Consider the following 18,896-nt stretch of genomic DNA (forward strand, 5'->3'; position numbering starts at 1 on the left):
GCTTCATGGCTCGATTTTTTATAGACAGACCCATTTTTGCCTGGGTGATCGCGCTGGTGATCATGCTGGCGGGCAGCCTGGCCATCATCAAGTTGCCGGTCGCCCAGTATCCAAGCATTGCGCCACCCGCTGTCGGTATTTCTGCCAGCTATCCGGGCGCATCCGCCAAAACGGTGGAAGACTCGGTGACCCAGATCATCGAACAGAACATGACCGGGCTGGATCACCTGCTCTACATGTCCTCCCAGTCTGACTCCGCGGGGCGGGTGTCGGTGACCCTCACCTTCCAGCCGGGGACCGATCCCGATATTGCCCAGGTGCAGGTGCAGAACAAGCTGCAGCAAGCGATGTCGCTGCTGCCGCAAGAGGTGCAGCAGCAGGGGATCCGGGTACAGAAGACCTCCAGCAGCTTCCTGATGGTCGCAGCCTTCATCTCTAGCGATGGCTCTATGAACAACGACGATCTGGCGGATTATGTGGTCTCCAACATCAAGGAGCCTCTGAGTCGTCTGGACGGGGTAGGGGACATCACCTTGTTCGGCAGCCAGTACTCCATGCGGGTCTGGCTCGATCCCAACAAGCTCAACCGGGTGCAGATGACCCCGGGGGATGTGCAGGCAGCCATCAAGGCGCAGAACGCCCAGGTCGCGTTCGGCAAGCTGGGTGGTACTCCGTCGGTGGAAGATCAGCAGTTCACTGCGACTATCATGGGGCAGACTCGTCTCTCTACCGTGGAGCAGTTCAACGATATCCTGCTGCGGGTGAATCAGGATGGCTCCAAGGTGCGGCTGAAAGATGTGGCCCGGGTCGAGCTGGCGGGCGAAAGCTATGACGCCGATGCGCTCTACAACGGTCAGTCTACCGCTGCAGTCGCCATCAAGCTGGCGACCGGCGCCAACGCGCTGGATACCGCCGAGAAGGTGCGTGCCAAGCTCAATGAACTGTCGGATTACTTCCCGGCCAACATGGAGATCGTCTACCCCTACGACACCACGCCGTTTGTGAAGATCTCCATCGAGGAGGTGGTGCAGACCCTGATCGAGGCGATCTTCCTGGTGTTCTGCGTCATGTATCTGTTCCTGCAGAACTTCCGCGCCACCCTGATCCCGACCATTGCGGTGCCTGTGGTGCTGCTCGGTACCTTCGGGGTGATGGCGGCGTTCGGCTTCTCCATCAACACCCTCACCATGTTCGGTATGGTGCTGGCCATCGGCCTGCTGGTGGATGACGCCATCGTGGTGGTGGAGAACGTGGAGCGGCTGATGAGCGAGGAGGATCTCTCCCCGCTGGAAGCGACCCGCAAGTCGATGACCCAGATCACTGGCGCGCTGGTGGGGATTGCCCTGGTGCTCTCCGCCGTGTTCGTGCCGATGGCCTTCTTCGGCGGCTCGACCGGCGCCATCTATCGCCAGTTCTCATTGACCATCGTCTCGGCCATGGTGCTGTCGGTGCTGGTGGCGCTGATCCTGACTCCGGCGCTCTGTGCCACCCTGCTCAAGCCGATGAAACATGGCGAGTTTGGGGCCAAGCGCGGCTTCTTTGGCTGGTTCAACCGCGCCTTTGATGCGGGTACCAATCGCTATCAGAGCGGCGTGCGCAAGGTTATCAAGCAGGGTGTGCGCTACAGCCTGATCTACGGCGCCATGCTGGCGGTACTGGCAGTGCTCTTTATGCGGATGCCCACCTCCTTCCTGCCGGAAGAGGATCAGGGGGTCATCATGTCCATGGTGCAACTGCCGGTGGGGGCCACCAAGCAGCGTACCGAGGTGGTGCTGGCGGACATGCGCGACTACTTCCTGAAAAACGAGAAGGATAATGTCGATTCTGTGCTGACCGTATCCGGCTTCAGCTTCGCCGGTAGTGGCCAGAACGCGGGTATGGCCTTTATCAAGCTCAAGGACTGGAGCGAGCGCAAGAGCCCGGATCGCAGCGCCAATGCCATCATCGGCCGCGCCATGGGCTATCTGTTCAGCATCAAGGAGGCGCAAGTGTTCGCCTTTAACCTGCCTCCGATCCCGGAGCTGGGTACGGCGACCGGTTTTGACTTCTTCCTGCAGGATCGCGGCGGTATCGGTCACGACAAGCTGATGGCGGCACGCAACCAGCTGCTCGGCATGGCGGCGCAGGATCCCACTCTGGTGCGAGTGCGTCCGAACGGGATGGAAGATACGCCGCAGCTCGATATCAAGATCGACTACGAGAAGGCGCTGGCGCAGGGGCTATCCATCGCGGATATCAACAACACCCTGGCTACCGCTTGGGGCTCGTCCTACGTCAATGATTTCGTTGACCGTGGCCGGATCAAGAAGGTCTACATGCAGGCGGATGCCCCCTTCCGGATGAACCCGGAAGATCTGAAACTCTGGTATGTGCGCAACAGTGCGGGTCAGATGGTGCCCTTCTCTGCCTTTGCCAGCACCGAGTGGAGCTTTGGCTCGCCGCGTCTGGAGCGTTACAACGGCGTACCTGCGATGGAGATCGTCGGTGAGGCGGCGCCCGGCAAGAGTACCGGTGATGCGATGGCCGCCATCGAGCAGATGGTGAAACAGCTACCGGAAGGGGTGGGCATCGAGTGGACCGGGCTCTCCTTCCAGGAGCGTCAGGCCGGTTCACAGGCACCTGCGCTCTACGCCATCTCCTTGTTGGTGGTGTTCCTCTGTCTGGCGGCTCTCTACGAGAGCTGGAGCATTCCGTTCTCGGTGATGCTGGTAGTACCGCTCGGGGTTCTGGGGGCCATTGTGGCTGCCACCCTTCGCGGGCTAGAGAACGACGTCTACTTCCAGGTGGGCCTGCTCACCACCATAGGCCTGTCGGCGAAGAACGCGATCTTGATCGTGGAATTTGCCAAAGAGCTCTACGACAAGGGGATGGGCTTGGGTGAGGCGGTGGTGGAGGCGGCACGCCTGCGTCTGCGTCCGATCCTGATGACCTCGCTCGCCTTTATCCTCGGGGTGCTGCCGCTGGTGATCAGCTCCGGCGCCGGTGCCAGCAGCCGTAATGCAATCGGTACCGGCGTGATGGGGGGGATGATCAGTGCCACTGTGCTGGCCATCTTCTTCGTGCCGCTCTTCTTTGTGCTGGTGATGCGCTACTTCACCAGCCACCAGAGCAAAGAGGCGCGCATGGCTGCAGCAGTTGAGTCAAAAGGTGACTGATGGCATGCAGGTTTAGTTAATTTGAACAAAGTTAAATAAATCGCCAGCCTGATCCGGTTTGGCTGACAATCAAGCAGGGCAACCCCATGGGTTGCCCTGTTTTTTGTTCAAAAGAGAAACAGATGAAAATTAGTAACAACTTGAAGCTGATGTTATGAAACTGGCATTGTGCGTTTAATGGCCTCAATTTACCCCCTATCAAAACACTTTTAGCTGTTCATCTTCGGGGGAAACGGGATAGAATTCGGCATCAAATCGGGCTGACTCGGTGTGGCAAGCAGTTTCAATTAGCAACTGTTTAACTTATCCACACCGCCAAAAACACAATAATGCTGGAGGACATGATGACCAACAGCGTGGGCAATGTGGTGAAAAGCAGCAAACTGGGGGCTGTAACCCAATGCGGTAGCCATCCTCTTTGTTAATATCTGCATGAATTTTGAGCAGTCATATTATCCCCTGATTAGTTAGTTCTATCCGTTTTAACTGAACTCCGCTTCTCGTAAGAGCATAATTAATATGAAAATTCTCGTTACCGGTGGCGCTGGTTTTATCGGCTCTGCTGTGGTGCGCCATATCATCCGTGATACCCAAGATTCCGTTATCAATCTCGATAAACTCACCTATGCCGGCAATCTGGAATCCCTGGCCGATGTATCGTCAAGCGAGCGTTATGTGTTTGAGTTGGTGGATATCTGCAATCGCGCCGAGCTGGATCGGGTGTTTGCCCTGCACCAGCCGGATGCCGTGATGCATCTGGCCGCCGAGAGCCATGTTGATCGCTCCATCACAGGGCCTGCCGATTTCATCGAAACCAATATTGTTGGCACCTATATGTTGCTGGAAGCGGCGCGCGCTTACTGGAATGAATTGAACGATACACGCAAAGCGGCTTTCCGCTTCCACCATATCTCCACAGACGAGGTATATGGTGATCTGCCCCATCCGGATGAGGTGAGTGCCGACCATCCCTTGTGGAATAAGCCACTGCCGCTCTTTACCGAAACCACTCCTTACGCCCCCAGCAGCCCCTATTCGGCCTCCAAGGCCTCCAGCGACCATCTTGTTCGCGCTTGGCGCCGAACTTACGGCTTGCCGACCTTGGTCACAAATTGCTCCAACAACTATGGACCCTACCACTTCCCCGAGAAGCTGATCCCGCTTGTAATCTTGAATGCGCTGGATGGCAAGCCACTGCCGGTTTACGGCAAAGGTGACCAGATCCGTGATTGGCTCTATGTGGAAGATCATGCTCGCGCGCTTTACAAGGTGGTGACCACTGGCTTGGTCGGGGAGACCTACAACATCGGCGGTCACAACGAGAAGCAGAATCTGGATGTGGTCCACACCATCTGCGATTTGCTAGACGAGATGGTGCCGAAGGTGGGCTCTTATCGTGAGCAAATCACCTATGTGGCGGATCGTCCCGGTCACGATCGCCGTTATGCCATCGATGCTAGCAAGATCAGCCGAGAGCTGGATTGGCAGCCAGAAGAGACTTTCGAGTCGGGCATTCGCAAAACCGTGCAGTGGTATCTGGAAAGCCAGCAGTGGGTCAGCAACGTGAAGAGCGGTGCTTACCAATCCTGGATCAACCAGCAGTACGGGGAGAAACATCAATGAAAGGCATTATTCTGGCTGGTGGTTCTGGTACCCGTCTCTATCCCATTACCATGGGGGTTTCCAAGCAGTTGCTTCCTGTTTACGACAAACCCATGATCTATTACCCCCTGTCAGTATTGATGCTGGCTGGTATCAGGGAAATTTTGATTATCACCACCCCTGAAGATCAAGCTGCGTTTCAGCGCTTGCTGGGTGATGGCAACCAATTCGGAATAGCACTGGAATATGCAGTGCAACCTAGCCCAGATGGCTTGGCTCAAGCCTTTATTATTGGTGAAGAATTTATTGGTAATGATGCCGTATGTTTGGTGCTGGGTGATAATATTTTTTATGGCCAAAATTTCAGCGCCAAGTTGAAAAAGGCGGTTACCAAAGCACAGATAGGTGAGGCTGCCACCGTATTTGGTTATCAAGTTAAAGATCCCGAACGCTTCGGTGTAGTCGAATTTGATCAAGACCAAAAAGCCATCAGCATTGAAGAAAAACCAGCAAAAGCAAAGAGCCATTACGCCGTAACTGGGTTGTATTTTTACCCAAATGATGTGGTAAAGCAGGCCAAACAGGTTAAGCCTTCGCACCGTGGTGAACTGGAAATTACCACCTTAAATGAGATGTACCTTAACCAAGGTAACTTGCATGTGGAAATGCTCGGTCGTGGTTTTGCTTGGCTTGATACCGGAACCCATGAAAGCATGCTCGAAGCCGCACAATTTGTAGAAACCATTGAAAAACGCCAAGGCTACAAAGTCGCATGTCTAGAAGAGATTGCCTACAACAATGGGTGGATGAGCAAAGAGCGGTTGCAACAAGCCGGTAAATTAATGAACAAAAACAGCTATGGCCAATATCTGTTAGCACTTGCAAACGGTGAAGTATGAGTAACAAACCCATTTATGTAACACAACCTTATTTACCTCCAATAGAGGAGTTTGTGCCGTATCTGGAGCAGATCTGGCAAAACAAAGTGCTGACTAATGGTGGCCCGATGCACCAGCAGTTAGAGAAAGAGCTTGCAGAATACTTGGGTGTAAATCAGGTGGTGCTGTTTAACAACGGCACCAATGCCCTGTTAACCGCACTGCAGGCGTTAGACTTAAGCGGTGAAGTGATCACCACGCCGTATTCGTTTGTTGCGACCACCAACTCCTTGGTGTGGAACAACTTAACGCCGATTTTCGTGGATATAGACCCAGTAACCCTGAATCTTGACCCAGCTAAGATCGAAGCCGCAATCAGCGAAAAAACCACCGCCATTATGCCTGTGCACTGCTATGGCAATAGCTGTGATGTACAGGCCATTCAGGCTATCGCTGACAAACATGGTTTGAAGGTATTGTACGATGCGGCTCATGCTTTTGGTGTGCAGGACGAAGGCGGTAGCATTCTGCGCCATGGTGATTTAAGCGTTCTCAGCTTTCACGCCACCAAGGTGTTTAATACCTTTGAAGGCGGTGCAATTATCTGTCACGATGAAGCAACCAAGCATCACATTAACCAGCTTAAAAATTTTGGCATTATTGATGAGGTAACGATTAATGATGCTGGCATTAATGGAAAAATGAGCGAAGTCAATGCTGCTTTTGGATTGTTACAACTCAAGCATATTAAAATAGCGTTAGCAGCTAGACAGGTTGTGGATGAGTTTTATAGAGAACATTTAGTACATGTTCCCGGTATCAAAATTCTAATCAGTACTGCAGAAATCGTACGCAACTATTCGTACTTTCCAGTACTGGTGACGGAAGAATACCCACTGAGCCGTGACGAATTGTACGAAAAACTTAAGCAAAACAATATTTTTGCCCGTCGTTATTTTTATCCGCTAATCAGTCACTTTCCAATGTACTCCGGTTTCAGTTCGGCTGACGCGAAAAATTTGAGTGTTGCAGAAGATGCTGCTAATCAAGTGTTATGTTTGCCGATTCACACTGGAATGGATGACTCCGCTAAGTTTGTAGTAGATACAATCAGGGATATCTAATGGGCTTGCTTACGAGTGCTGAAATTAAAGGAATGGGATTTAGAACAGTAGGAAGTAATGTCAGATTATCCAATAAGGCATCCTTCTATAATTGTCAAAATATTAGTATTGGGAATAATGTACGTATAGACGACTTTTGTGTTTTGTCAGCGGGTGTTGGTGGTATAGAAATAGGCAATTATATTCATGTTGCTGTATATAGCTCACTCATTGGTGCAGGGAAAATATCACTGAGTGACTTTTCAAATATATCCTCTCGCGTTGCAATTTACAGCAGTAATGATGACTATAGCGGTGACTTTATGACAAATCCTATGGTGCCGGTTGAGCTTACACATGTAACGCATACAGATGTTTTCGTCGGAAAACATGTCATTATCGGCTCTGGTTCTGTAGTTTTGCCTGGAGTAACTCTGGAAGAAGGTGTCGCTATCGGTGCACTCAGTTTTGTCAACAAAAGCTGTAAAGAATACGGGATATACTCTGGTGTGCCAGCTAAGCGAATTAAAGATAGAGGACGAGGCGTTAAAGAGCTGGAGCTAAAGGTTTATGGCTATTAAAAAGAATATAATTGCTAATTACGCCAGCCAACTATATGCAGCGGGCATTGGGATTTTAATTCTCCCACTCTATATAAAATATATGGGGGCTGAAGCCTATGGTTTGGTGGGGTTTTTTACCATGCTGCAAGCATGGTTTGCACTGCTCGATTTAGGCTTAACGCCAACCATCGCACGTGAAACGGCTCGCTATCATGGTGGCTCTATGTCGGCATTGCGCTACCGACAACTCTTCCGTGCACTAAGTACCATTTTTGCCAGCATAGCAGTCATTGGTGGTACGGCTTTGTGGCTCTTAGCAGAACCCATAGCTTACAAATGGCTTCAGGTTGAAACCCTTAGCATGAATGTGGTTGTAGTTGCCGTGAAGATCATGGCCGTCAGTGTTGCCCTGCGTTGGTTGGGTGGCTTGTTCCGTGGTGTTATTACCGGTTCCGAACGCTTAGTGTGGTTGAGTGGCTTAAATGCCATCATCGCTACGCTACGCTTTCCGGCGGTATTTATCACTATGTGGCAGTATGGTTTTACACCAACAGTATTTTTCTGGCATCAACTCGCGGTGGCCATTGTGGAAGTGCTTGGGTTGTACCTGATGAGTAACAAGCTTAAGCCTGACATCACAAAGAGCGATATTATCGGCTGGAGCATACAGCCGGTTAAACCCGTGCTGAAGTTTGCATTAACCATAGCCTTTACGTCATCGGTATGGGTTTTGGTAACACAAACCGACAAGCTGATTCTTTCTGGCATTTTGCCGTTGGCAGAGTATGGTTACTTTATCCTTGCAGTTATGGTTTCCAGTGGAATTATGTTGTTATCTGCTCCACTTATGAGCGCCATTCAACCACGATTGACACGGTTATATGTAGAGGGTAGGAACGCAGAGTTCTATATTCTTTATGAGAGTGGTGCAAAAATAATATCAGTATTCCCTTTTTTTATTGCGCTTATGATTGCTTTCTATCCAAATCAATTTCTGATGCTGTGGACAAATGATGAAGTTATTTCCAGTAAAACAAGTGAAATTCTTAGATTTTATGTTCTTGGAAGTGGTTTTTTATCATTAGCAGCATTTCCTAGTATTTTACAGAATGCCTATGGGGAGCTTAAATATCATCTTATGGGTAATCTGATCATGCTTTTTTTGCTAGTACCGTTATCTGTGTATTTCGCAATGGAGTTTGGTGCGATAGGTGCTTCATTGGTTTGGTTGTTTGTAAATCTATTTTATCTTGTAGTTTGGGTTAGTTATAGTCACTACAAGCTAATCCCAGGGAGAGCACTTAGTTGGGTGGTAGAAGGGGTTGTAAAGCCAATTTTTGTATTGTTTTTGTTTTTGGTTTTATCAAAATTATTGTTCTCTGGAACGATTTTTAGGGGGCGTTTGGGTATATTTGTGTTTTTTACAATGTTGACATTATCGGCATACTTTTCTTGGTATGTTTTTTATGGGCGTCGCGTGATTCCCAGTTTTGGCAGGAGGTCTATTTGAAATGTTGTTCTCAATAATTACACCCTGTTTTAATAGTGTTAAAACCTTGCGTAGGACGTACGAAAGTTTGCTAAAGCAAAAAGAGAAAGACTTTGAATGGATATTGATCGATGATGCGTCGCCTGATAATGGTGAAACACGGAAGTTGATTCTTGAGTTAGCTGAAGAAGCGCCTTTTGTTGTTAAGTATGAATTCCTTGCAGAAAATCATTTTGGTTCAAAGAGTGTCTACAGTGCTTCATTACTGGCTACGGGTAGTTTTGTATGTATCCTGGATCATGATGATGAGCTTGTTTGTAGTGCTTTGGCCGATGTAAAAAAAATAATTGATGATTATGATATATTAAATCAAGAAAAACTAGCTGGCATTTGTGGCCGCTGTGTTAATGAAAAAGGAAGGCTTATTGGTGAAAAATTTCCTGATGATGCTTTTCAGGCAAACGAAGGTGATATTCGTTTCAAAAAGAAAATTACTAGCGAGTTGTTTCAGTTTACTAAAACGGAGTTAGTGGGTTTTTATTTTAAAAATATGAAGCCTGGTTATACCAATGGCTACTGCTGGGCTAGAATTTCAATGCATCATGATTATATATTTACTAACACCGTACTAAGGGTTTATGACACTTACAACCCAGATTCATACAGCAATAAGTATAAAAAAACAGTTGTTTTTCCTGATAACAAAAGAGAGGCAGTTCGATGTGTTATAGTGTCGTACCGAAAATATTTAAAATACAATGTTGTTTATTCATTGAGGCTTATTTCTAGTTATGTTCGTCATTCTATTTTGTCAAATAAAATAGCTTGGGATAGTGCTATGCCTGTGCTTTTTTATGTTTTACTGCCGATCGCATTGCCACTTGGTTGGTTGAAATCTAAAAATATATTATAAGGGGGATTCGTCTTGGTTATAGCACAGGGACTTAATCTTTTTTTGATTTCATTGTTCAGTGTTTATATTGGTGGTGTTCCTGTTTTTACGATACTGGGTGCGTTTTCTTTTGTTTTGGTTGGTTTTTTATATGGGAATCCTAGGGTAGGTTTATGCTTACCAGATTTAATATTTTTTTTGCTATTGTTTTTTATTTCAGTTTTGGGTGCGATTTTCGGCGCTGGATTTGATTCGGTTCGTTTTTTTGTTTATTTTTCATTTATAGTTCTTCTTGTTTTTTTGCCAAGATTGATTAGTAGAAAAGATATTCCAAGTATTTTGACAGTGTTTCTTTGTTTACATGGTTTTTTTTTCTATTTTCAGTTCGTTTCTTATTATGTTTTTGGCTGTTATTTCAATATTTTATCTGTTTTCGGTTTGGAGTCGCGTAATTTAGGTGGGACTTGGCAGTTACCTTGGGGTGTTGATTTGATGAGAGCTTCAGGGTTGTTCTCAGAGCCTGGTACTTATGCCTGTTTTATAGCACCTATGCTAGCTCTTTATTCTGGATTATTAAATAGTGGTTTTAATAAGGCTGTATATTATATTACTCTTTTCAGCTTGGCGTTTTCTTTAAGTACATTTGGTATTGTGTTTTTTATTTTTATTTTTATTTCATTTTTTATGTTATCTGGTGTTGTTTTTAAGTTTGTTGCGCTTTGTTTGGGGGTTGGTTTTTCTGTACCATATCTTTACTGGAGATTTTACGAGCGAGCTAGTCTTGGTTTGGAAACGGGCCTAGGATTTCGATCTGAATATATTTCTACAGCTCTATCTAATTTCTATAGCCTTGAAGGTTTTCTTTTTGGATTTGGTGGGCTTGGAGTAAATGAATTTGCTTATACTGTTGCTGGTGCTGACAATGACTCTGGTTTGATTTTTTATATTTTGTATAATTTTGGTGGCATTGCTTTTTTCGCTTGTTTGCTTTTGCTTATTTATGCCTTGTTTTTTTATAGGTACTGGAGTTTTGTTGGTATTTTGATTTTATTTGCGTCTAAAATATCATTTTATGCGTATGCGCTCCCCTTTTATATGGTTTTTCTTCTTCATTATTCAAACAGAAAAGGAAGTGTGTAGTGTGTGGCTTGTTTGGGTGTTTAAATTATTCTGGCAGTTTTTATAGTATGTTTAATTCTGGTTCATCATTGTACCATCGTGGCCCCGATGACTCTGGTGCTTGGTGTGACGAAAAGCAAGGCATTGCCCTAGGCCACACTCGCTTGGCCATTGTAGATTTATCACCCGCAGGCCACCAACCTATGGCATCAGCCTGTGACCGTTTTGTTATTGCCTTTAATGGTGAAATCTATAATCACCTTGATTTACGTAATCAACTTGGATCTCAAGGTTTTGCACCTTCTTGGCGTGGCCATTCCGATACAGAAACCTTGTTAGCTTGTTTCATTGCCTGGGGTATCGAAGCTACGTTAAAAGCGACGGTTGGTATGTTTGCGCTGGCGCTATGGGATAAGCAAGAGCAGCAATTAACTCTAGCCCGTGATCGTTTAGGTGAAAAACCCCTTTATTGGGGCTGGTGTGGCGATAAGTTGCTGTTTGGTTCTGAGCTTAAAGCCCTGAAAGCACATACAGATTTCAATGCAGAGGTGGATCGTGGTGCTTTATCGCTGTTGCTACGCTACAACTATATTCCTGCACCTTATACGATTTACAAGGGGATTGAAAAATTACCTGCTGGCCAGTATGTGCAGATCAAAAACGGGCAACTGCGTGCTGACGTTCAGCTCAAGGCATATTGGCAACTGAATCAGTCGATTGAACGCGGTTTGGCTAATCCGTTCAATGGCACGGATGCTCAAGCAACGGATTTATTAGAGCAAACACTTAGCCAAGCGGTAAGCGGGCAGATGCTATCTGATGTACCTTTGGGGGCATTTCTCAGTGGTGGGGTTGATAGCAGTACTATTGTCGCTTTGATGCAGCAGCAATCTAAACAACCTGTACGAACTTTTGCCATTGGTTTCGATGAGCCTGGCTACAACGAAGCCGAGTATGCAAAGGAAGTTGCGCAGCATTTAGGTACAGATCACACAGAGCTTTATGTCAGTGCTCAGGATGCGCTGGATTTAGTACCGCGTTTACCGGATATTTATTGCGAGCCTTTTGCCGATAGTTCTCAGTTACCTACTTTTTTGGTTAGCCGTATGGCAAAGCAACATGTTACGGTTGCACTCAGTGGTGATGGTGGTGATGAGCTATTTGGTGGTTATAATCCTTATCAGTTTGCACCCGGGGTGTGGACCACATTACAACGGCTGCCTTTGCCACTTCGGCAAATTGCTTGTCGCTTGTTATCTGGTCTGCCACTTCCTGATAAGCTTGAAAAGCTGTTGCGTGTATTACCTGCCAAAGACAAAGAACAGTTTTATCAGGTATTGATGAGTCACTGGGATCACCCCGAGCAATTGGTGATTGGTGGTAAAGAATATCCGACATTGATCAATAGCACCGAACTGTGGCCAAAAACTGACAGCTTTGAGCATTGGATGATGGCGATGGATGCCGGTCAGTACATGATCGATGACATTCTGGTAAAAGTTGATCGTGCTGCAATGGCGAATAGTCTGGAAACTAGGGTGCCTTTACTGGATCACCGGGTTGTGGAGTTAGCCTGGAAATTACCCTTGCACATGAAAATACGTGGTGGTGTCGGTAAATGGGTGTTGCGTGAGGTTTTGTATCGTCATGTACCTCGTGAAATGATTGAACGTCCCAAGAAAGGTTTTTCAGTGCCTTTGGGGCAATGGCTGCGTGGCCCTTTAAGGGATTGGGCTGAGGCGCTGCTGAATAAAGAGCGTTTAGAACAAGAGGGTTACTTCAATTCTATAGTTGTTCGCCATGTCTGGTCTGATCATTTGCAAGGCAAGCGTGATCATGCACGCAAGTTATGGGGTATCTTGATGTTTCAGGCGTGGTTAGAAAAGCAGTGATAGTTACACATATAATTATCGGCTTGAATGTCGGTGGTGCCGAGTTGATGCTTAAACGTTTGATTGAATCGCATCGTGAACGACCAGATATTGAACATAACATCATTTCACTAACCGATATGGGCGTATTGGGTGAGCAGCTCACTAAGCAAGGTGTTGCTGTTTATTGCTTGGGTATGTCCTCAATCATGAAAGGCCCCGTAACATTTTTCAAATTGCGCAAGTTACTGAGAAAATTGCGGCCTGATGTTGTGCATACCTGGATGTACCATGCAGACTTGCTGGGGGCTCTTGCTGCGCGCAGTATTGGATTGCGACAAATCGTTTGGTGTATTCGTAGTACGGATATCAATAAAGGAGGAAGCAAAGTTACCCTGATTATCCGTAAATTGTGTGCTTTATTATCAGGTTGGTTACCACGAGTAATCGTGTGTGCGGCAGATGCATCTCGGAAAGTACATGAAGCTATTGGCTATACATCGAATAAAATGCAGGTAATACCCAACGGGTTTGAGCTTGCTAAGTTGTTGCCCACAGGTAGTAACGACACCCACATTCGGGATGAGCTAGGCATAAGCAAAGCGTGCACGCTAGTGGTATCCGTTGGGCGCTATAACCCGGTCAAAGACCATAAAACGTTTATTGAGGCGGCAGGCAAGGTCGCGACACAGCGCAGTGATGTTAGATTTATGTTGGTGGGGCGCGACCTTGAGCACTCTAACTCCCAATTGATGGCCTTGATCAATGCAACCGGGCAAGCAGATACTTTTTATCTTTTGGGTGAGCGCAATGACGTTCCTGCTTGTCTGCAAGCAAGTGATGTTTTTTGCCTGCACTCCGTTACCGAAGGCTTCCCCAATGTACTGGGTGAAGCCATGGCTGTGGGATTGCCCTGTATTGCCACGGACGTGGGTGATGCTGCCTATCTGTTAGACAATCCCGAATGGGTAGTGCCTGCAGCCTCTCCAGGCCAACTCGCTGATAAGCTTGATGCCATACTATCTCTTTCTACTACAGACAGAGAGGTACTAGGGCAAACGTCAGCCAACCGTATTCGTGAACATTTCACCATGGATGTGATCAGTCATCGCTATTTCGATTTGTATACTTCACTGATTGATGTCTAATAACGTTTCAATCCATATTAACTTTACCGCTAGAGTTTAAATTTTATGCAAAATACACAAATTGCCATTATCGGTCTCGGCTACGTTGGTCTGCCACTCGCTGTTGAGTTTGGAAAAAAGTACCCCGTTCTCGGTTTTGATATTAATGCAGCTCGCTTGGCTGAATTAAGCAAGGGGCATGATAGTACATTGGAAGTGGATGATCGGGATCTGGCTGAGGCCAAGCATCTGACTTACAGCAGCTCACTTGATGACTTAAAGCCATGTAATGTTTTCATTGTGACCGTACCAACGCCAATTAACGAACACAAACAGCCTGACCTTACTCCGCTGATTAAAGCCAGTGAAACCATTGGTAAAGTGCTCAAGCAAGGCGATATCGTTATTTATGAATCCACTGTTTACCCTGGCGCAACCGAGGAAGACTGCGTGCCTGTGTTGGAAAGGGTCTCAGGCTTAACCTTTAACAAAGATTTCTTCTGCGGTTACAGTCCAGAGCGTATTAACCCCGGCGACAAAGAACACCGGGTTACTACCATTCTGAAAGTAACCTCTGGTTCTACACCGGAAGTAGCAGAAACCATCGATCAGCTGTATCGCTCGATCATTACGGCCGGTACACACAAAGCCAGTTCCATTAAAGTAGCGGAAGCCGCTAAGGTAATTGAAAATACTCAGCGTGATGTGAATATTGGCTTGATTAACGAATTGTCACTTATTTTTAACAAGCTCGGCATCGATACCGAAGAAGTGCTGAAAGCTGCTGGTACTAAATGGAATTTCTTACCTTTCCGCCCTGGCTTGGTCGGTGGTCATTGCATTGGCGTAGATCCTTACTATCTGACCCATAAGGCTCAATCGATTGGCTATCACCCTGAAATTATTCTGGCAGGCCGCCGCTTGAATGATGGCATGGGTGCCTATGTTGCTAGCCAGCTGGTGAAGGCAATGCTGAATAAACGTATTCACGTTAAAGGTTCGCGTGTGTTGGTGTTGGGCTTAACCTTTAAAGAAAACTGCCCCGATCTGCGTAACACCAAGGTGGTTGATATTATTGCCGAACTGCAAGACTACGGTGTTAGCGTTGATTGCTATGATCCCTGGATTAACGCAACAGAAGCTCAGCATGAGTACGGTATTACACCGGTTTCGGAACCTGATGTGGGAGATTATGACGGTATTGTGCTGGCCGTAGCCCATAAAGAGTTTGCAGCAATGGGTGTTGAAAAAATACGTGCATTGGGCAAATCAGATCATGTGTTGTACGATCTTAAGTATGTGCTGCCGGCTTCTGCAGCTGATTTACGTCTGTAACACTTTTGCGTTTGTAACATTAAGGGAGCGTATTAATACAATGACTGTTTACAGTGAATTACTGAAAGCATTACCAATCCAGCCTAAAGTGTGGTTGGTTACGGGCGTTGCTGGTTTTATTGGTTCTAATTTATTAGAGCAATTACTAAAGCTGAATCAGGCTGTGGTTGGGTTGGATAACTTTGCTACCGGTCATCAGCATAATTTGGATGAAGTAAAAGGTTTGGTTACAGCCGAACAGTGGGCAGGTTTTACCTTTATTGAAGGTGATATCTGTAATTTGGATGATTGCCACAAGGCATGTGCTGGGGTGGACTACGTTTTGCACCAGGCGGCTTTAGGCTCTGTGCCACGTTCCATTAATGACCCAATCACAACTAACGCCACGAATATCAGTGGCTTCTTGAATATGCTGGTTGCGGCGCGGGATGCTGGTGTAAAAAGCTTTACTTACGCAGCTAGTAGTTCGACTTATGGTGACCACCCAGCGTTGCCAAAAGTTGAAGAAAATATCGGTAAACCATTGTCACCGTATGCCGTAACCAAGTATGTAAACGAGCTGTATGCCGATGTGTTTGCCAAAACCTATGGCTTTAAAGCCATAGGTTTGCGGTATTTTAATGTGTTTGGCAAGCGACAAGATCCGAATGGTGCCTATGCGGCAGTTATACCCAAATGGGCAGCCGCCATGCTCTTGGGTGATGATGTTTTCATCAATGGTGATGGAGAAACTAGTCGTGACTTCTGCTTTATCGAAAATGCGGTACAGGCTAACTTGTTAGCGGCAACGGCAGCTGAGGATACCAAAAACGAAGTGTACAACGTCGCTGTGGGCGACCGCACGACGTTGAATGATTTGTACCGTGCACTGCAGGCCGCCTTGGCCCAAAACGGTAAGCCCTATGAGAAAGCTGCAGTTTATCGCGATTTCCGTACTGGCGATGTTCGTCATTCACAGGCGGATATTGGTAAAGCGGCTAGCAAATTAGGTTACGCGCCAGAATACCGCATTATGGAGGGTATTGCCAAAGCCATGCCTTGGTATATACAGAATGTGGGTTGATATCTTTTGAATAACCAAATGCAACATATCCTTTTTGTAGTCAATGCTCCAGAGTTCTTTTTATCACATAGATTACCTATTGCTATCGCTGCTCAAAAAGTGGGTTATGGTGTTCATGTGGCTACTGCTGAGGGGCCGGAAGTTCAATCTATCCAGTCCCTTGGTTTTACTCATCATGTTGTACCTTTTGCTAGAAGCGGTCAAAATCCTCAGAATGAGTTAAAAACGCTAATTAGTTTGATTAAATTATTTAAGACGATAAAACCGTCACTGGTTCATCTTATTACTATTAAGCCAGTACTATATGGTGGTATCGCAGCTCGACTGACAGGGGTTGAAGCCGTTGTGAGTGCAGTTTCTGGTTTGGGTACGGTTTTTTTAGCTGAATCTGCTATTGCGCGTTTACGTCGTTGGTTAGTCATATTGATGTACCGCTTCGCATTTAATCAGAAGCGTTTGTCTGTGATTTTTCAAAACCCTGACGATCGAGATATTCTTCTGTCTTTAAAAACGTTAAAAACACATCAGGTAAGAATGATTCGAGGGTCTGGTGTTGATCTTTTGGATTACCCTTTTCTACCTGAACCTGAAGGGACTCCGGTTGTCGTTATGGCTGCGCGTTTGCTTAAGGATAAAGGAGTAATTGAGTTTATTGAAGCTGCTAAAATATTGAATGAGCGTAACACTGCGGTTGAGATGAAATTAATCGGAGCACCTGATCTAGGTAATCCTACTAGTGTGTCTCAAACTGAATTAGATCAATGGGCTGCTTCTAGTTGTGTGAAACTACTTGGTTATCAAAAAAACATCGGCAAACATTATAGTGAGGCCAACATAATTTGTTTGCCTTCTTACCGTGAGGGTTTGCCAAAAAGTTTGGTTGAAGCAGCAGCTTGTGGACGTCCGGTTGTGACTACTGATGTACCAGGGTGTAGAGATGCAATAACACCTGAAAAAACAGGCTTTCTTGTCCCTGTAAAAAATGCTATCGCTCTCGCTGATGCAATTGAGACTTTGGTTCAGGATGCTAATTTACGAAAATCAATGGGCCAAGCGGGCCGAGCATTGGCAGAAGAGGTATTTGCAATCGAAAAAATCGTTGAACAACATATGGCCATTTATAGAGAGCTTTTGGAAATATGAAAATAGAATCAAAAGTTTTGTTAACAGGTGCTAGTGGCTTTGTTGGAAATGTACTCAATGCAGCAATGATAAACCATTATCAAGTTTTGTCTGCTGTGCGTGATAAGCACTCAGTAGATTTTGACGTTTGTGTTGAGGTGCAAGAAATTGATAAAAATACACAATGGGATGAAGCCTTATCTGGTGTGCATTGCATTATTCATTGCGCCGCTCGTGTCAACATAATGAATGACTCATCTTCAGATCCTTTAGCTGAGTTTCGCACCGTGAACACCGAAGGTACGTTAAACCTAGCACGTCAGGCTGCAGAAGCAGGTGTAAAACGCTTCATCTTTTTAAGTTCTATTAAGGTAAATGGTGCATCCACTTCAAATGGTGAGCCGTTTACTGCTTTTGATCAGTGTTTACCTGAAGACCCTTATGGTATGTCTAAATCTGAAGCAGAAGAACAGTTGTTGGCTCTAGGTCAAGAAACGGGTATGGAGATAGTGATAATACGTCCGACGCTTGTTTATGGCTTTGGCGTAAAAGCCAATTTTGCTTCACTAATGCGATTGGTTGCAAAAGGTATTCCATTGCCATTCGGCTGTATCACTAACAACAAACGAAGCCTAGTTTCTGTTGATAATTTAGTCGATTTAATCATAACGTGTATCGACCATCCTAAAGCAGCGAATCAAGTTTTCTTAGTTTCAGATGATCACGATGTGTCTACGTCTGAAATGGTTCGTGAAATGGCTATTTCCTTGGGTAAAGCGACTTGGCAACTACCTATTCCAATTTGGTGTTATAAACTAGCCGGAAAACTATTCAACAAATCTGATGTAGTAGATAGATTGATTGGCTCGTTACAGGTTGATATATCTCATACAAAAGAAACTCTTGACTGGGCTCCTCCTCAAACAATGCAAGATGGCTTTAAGAAAACCGCTGAGGCCTTCCTGCAATCAAAAAAAAGTAGTGGTAAAAAATGATCCGTTTATTAGATTTCCTTGCCGCCTTTTTCGGTTTGCTTTTTTTATGGCCAGTATTACTCGTGGTCACCATCATCGGCCTGTTTGATACCGGCTCACCGATTTTTGTGCAAACCCGTGTTGGTAAACATAAAAAGCCGTTCAACCTGATTAAGTTTCGCACCATGTCAGTCGATACTCAGTCTGTGGCGAGTCACTTGGCGAGTACCAATTCTATTACCAAACTGGGGGCATTTTTACGCAAGACTAAAATCGATGAACTGCCACAACTGATCAATGTGCTTAAAGGTGAGATGAGCCTGGTAGGTCCACGTCCTAATCTGTTTAATCAGGAAGAGCTGATTGCCGAACGTGATGCCTTGGGGGTGTATGAGGTATTGCCGGGTATCACCGGTTTGGCTCAGGTGCAAAACATCGATATGTCTACCCCGGCGTTGCTTGCCAAAACAGATCGGCAGATGATCGATTCCCTCACCTTAACTAGCTACTTTCGTTATATTATCATGACAGTAACCGGCAGCGGTGCTGGTGATGCAGTTGGGTCGAAATAGTATTGCACCAAGTTGCTTTACCTTATTTTCT

15 protein-coding genes are annotated in these 18,896 nt (G+C 46.2%); all 15 read left to right on the forward strand.

Annotation, left to right across the window (positions count from 1 at the left end; genetic code table 11):
• Window positions 1-5: 5 nt before the first annotated feature.
• The 15 genes from ACTG1K_RS10090 (at window position 6) to ACTG1K_RS10160 (ending at window position 18,865) form a co-directional block, all read left to right on the forward strand.
• Window positions 6-3,155, forward strand: a complete 3,150-nt coding sequence (locus ACTG1K_RS10090; RefSeq protein ID WP_076492306.1) for an efflux RND transporter permease subunit — start codon at window positions 6-8, stop codon at window positions 3,153-3,155.
• 519 nt (window positions 3,156-3,674) lie between these two features.
• A complete protein-coding gene (gene rfbB / locus ACTG1K_RS10095) occupies window positions 3,675-4,778 on the forward strand; it encodes a dTDP-glucose 4,6-dehydratase (RefSeq protein WP_440005217.1) in 1,104 nt (367 codons plus the stop codon).
• Window positions 4,775-5,656 (forward strand): glucose-1-phosphate thymidylyltransferase RfbA, encoded by an 882-nt coding sequence (rfbA, locus tag ACTG1K_RS10100; protein WP_440005218.1) that lies wholly within the window; start codon window positions 4,775-4,777, stop codon window positions 5,654-5,656. Before rfbB ends, rfbA begins: the two co-directional genes overlap by 4 nt.
• On the forward strand, window positions 5,653-6,759 hold the full coding sequence (locus ACTG1K_RS10105) for a DegT/DnrJ/EryC1/StrS family aminotransferase (protein WP_440005219.1): 1,107 nt from the start codon (window positions 5,653-5,655) through the stop codon (window positions 6,757-6,759). Before rfbA ends, ACTG1K_RS10105 begins: the two co-directional genes overlap by 4 nt.
• Window positions 6,759-7,319, forward strand: coding sequence for an acyltransferase (locus ACTG1K_RS10110; protein WP_440005220.1), 561 nt, complete (start codon window positions 6,759-6,761; stop codon window positions 7,317-7,319). The genes ACTG1K_RS10105 and ACTG1K_RS10110 overlap by 1 nt, the downstream gene beginning before the upstream one ends.
• Window positions 7,309-8,811, forward strand: a complete 1,503-nt coding sequence (locus tag ACTG1K_RS10115) for an oligosaccharide flippase family protein (RefSeq protein ID WP_440005221.1) — start codon at window positions 7,309-7,311, stop codon at window positions 8,809-8,811. The genes ACTG1K_RS10110 and ACTG1K_RS10115 overlap by 11 nt, the downstream gene beginning before the upstream one ends.
• 1 nt (window position 8,812) lies before the next feature.
• Window positions 8,813-9,703: a glycosyltransferase family 2 protein gene (locus ACTG1K_RS10120; protein ID WP_440005222.1), complete on the forward strand. Its 891-nt coding sequence runs from the start codon at window positions 8,813-8,815 to the stop codon at window positions 9,701-9,703.
• A 12-nt stretch (window positions 9,704-9,715) separates the two neighbouring features.
• Window positions 9,716-10,822: a hypothetical protein gene (locus tag ACTG1K_RS10125; RefSeq protein ID WP_440005223.1), complete on the forward strand. Its 1,107-nt coding sequence runs from the start codon at window positions 9,716-9,718 to the stop codon at window positions 10,820-10,822.
• Window positions 10,822-12,693, forward strand: a complete 1,872-nt coding sequence (gene asnB, locus ACTG1K_RS10130) for an asparagine synthase (glutamine-hydrolyzing) (protein WP_440005224.1) — start codon at window positions 10,822-10,824, stop codon at window positions 12,691-12,693. Before ACTG1K_RS10125 ends, asnB begins: the two co-directional genes overlap by 1 nt.
• Complete coding sequence (locus ACTG1K_RS10135) at window positions 12,651-13,820, forward strand: glycosyltransferase family 4 protein (protein WP_440005225.1); 1,170 nt, start codon at window positions 12,651-12,653, stop codon at window positions 13,818-13,820. Before asnB ends, ACTG1K_RS10135 begins: the two co-directional genes overlap by 43 nt.
• Window positions 13,821-13,865: 45 nt before the next feature.
• Complete coding sequence (tviB, locus tag ACTG1K_RS10140; protein ID WP_201909514.1) at window positions 13,866-15,134, forward strand: Vi polysaccharide biosynthesis UDP-N-acetylglucosamine C-6 dehydrogenase TviB; 1,269 nt, start codon at window positions 13,866-13,868, stop codon at window positions 15,132-15,134.
• A gap of 40 nt (window positions 15,135-15,174) precedes the next feature.
• A complete protein-coding gene (locus tag ACTG1K_RS10145; protein ID WP_440005226.1) occupies window positions 15,175-16,197 on the forward strand; it encodes an NAD-dependent epimerase/dehydratase family protein in 1,023 nt (340 codons plus the stop codon).
• Between the two features lie 18 nt (window positions 16,198-16,215).
• Complete coding sequence (locus ACTG1K_RS10150) at window positions 16,216-17,340, forward strand: glycosyltransferase family 4 protein (protein ID WP_440005227.1); 1,125 nt, start codon at window positions 16,216-16,218, stop codon at window positions 17,338-17,340.
• A complete protein-coding gene (locus ACTG1K_RS10155; protein ID WP_440005228.1) occupies window positions 17,337-18,314 on the forward strand; it encodes a UDP-glucose 4-epimerase family protein in 978 nt (325 codons plus the stop codon). Before ACTG1K_RS10150 ends, ACTG1K_RS10155 begins: the two co-directional genes overlap by 4 nt.
• Entirely contained in the window at window positions 18,311-18,865 is a 555-nt protein-coding gene (locus tag ACTG1K_RS10160; protein ID WP_440005229.1) for a sugar transferase, read from the forward strand. Before ACTG1K_RS10155 ends, ACTG1K_RS10160 begins: the two co-directional genes overlap by 4 nt.
• Window positions 18,866-18,896 lie beyond the last annotated feature (31 nt).

Source organism: Aeromonas sp. 102P, from assembly GCF_051920345.1.
Classification (GTDB): domain Bacteria; phylum Pseudomonadota; class Gammaproteobacteria; order Enterobacterales; family Aeromonadaceae; genus Aeromonas; species Aeromonas veronii.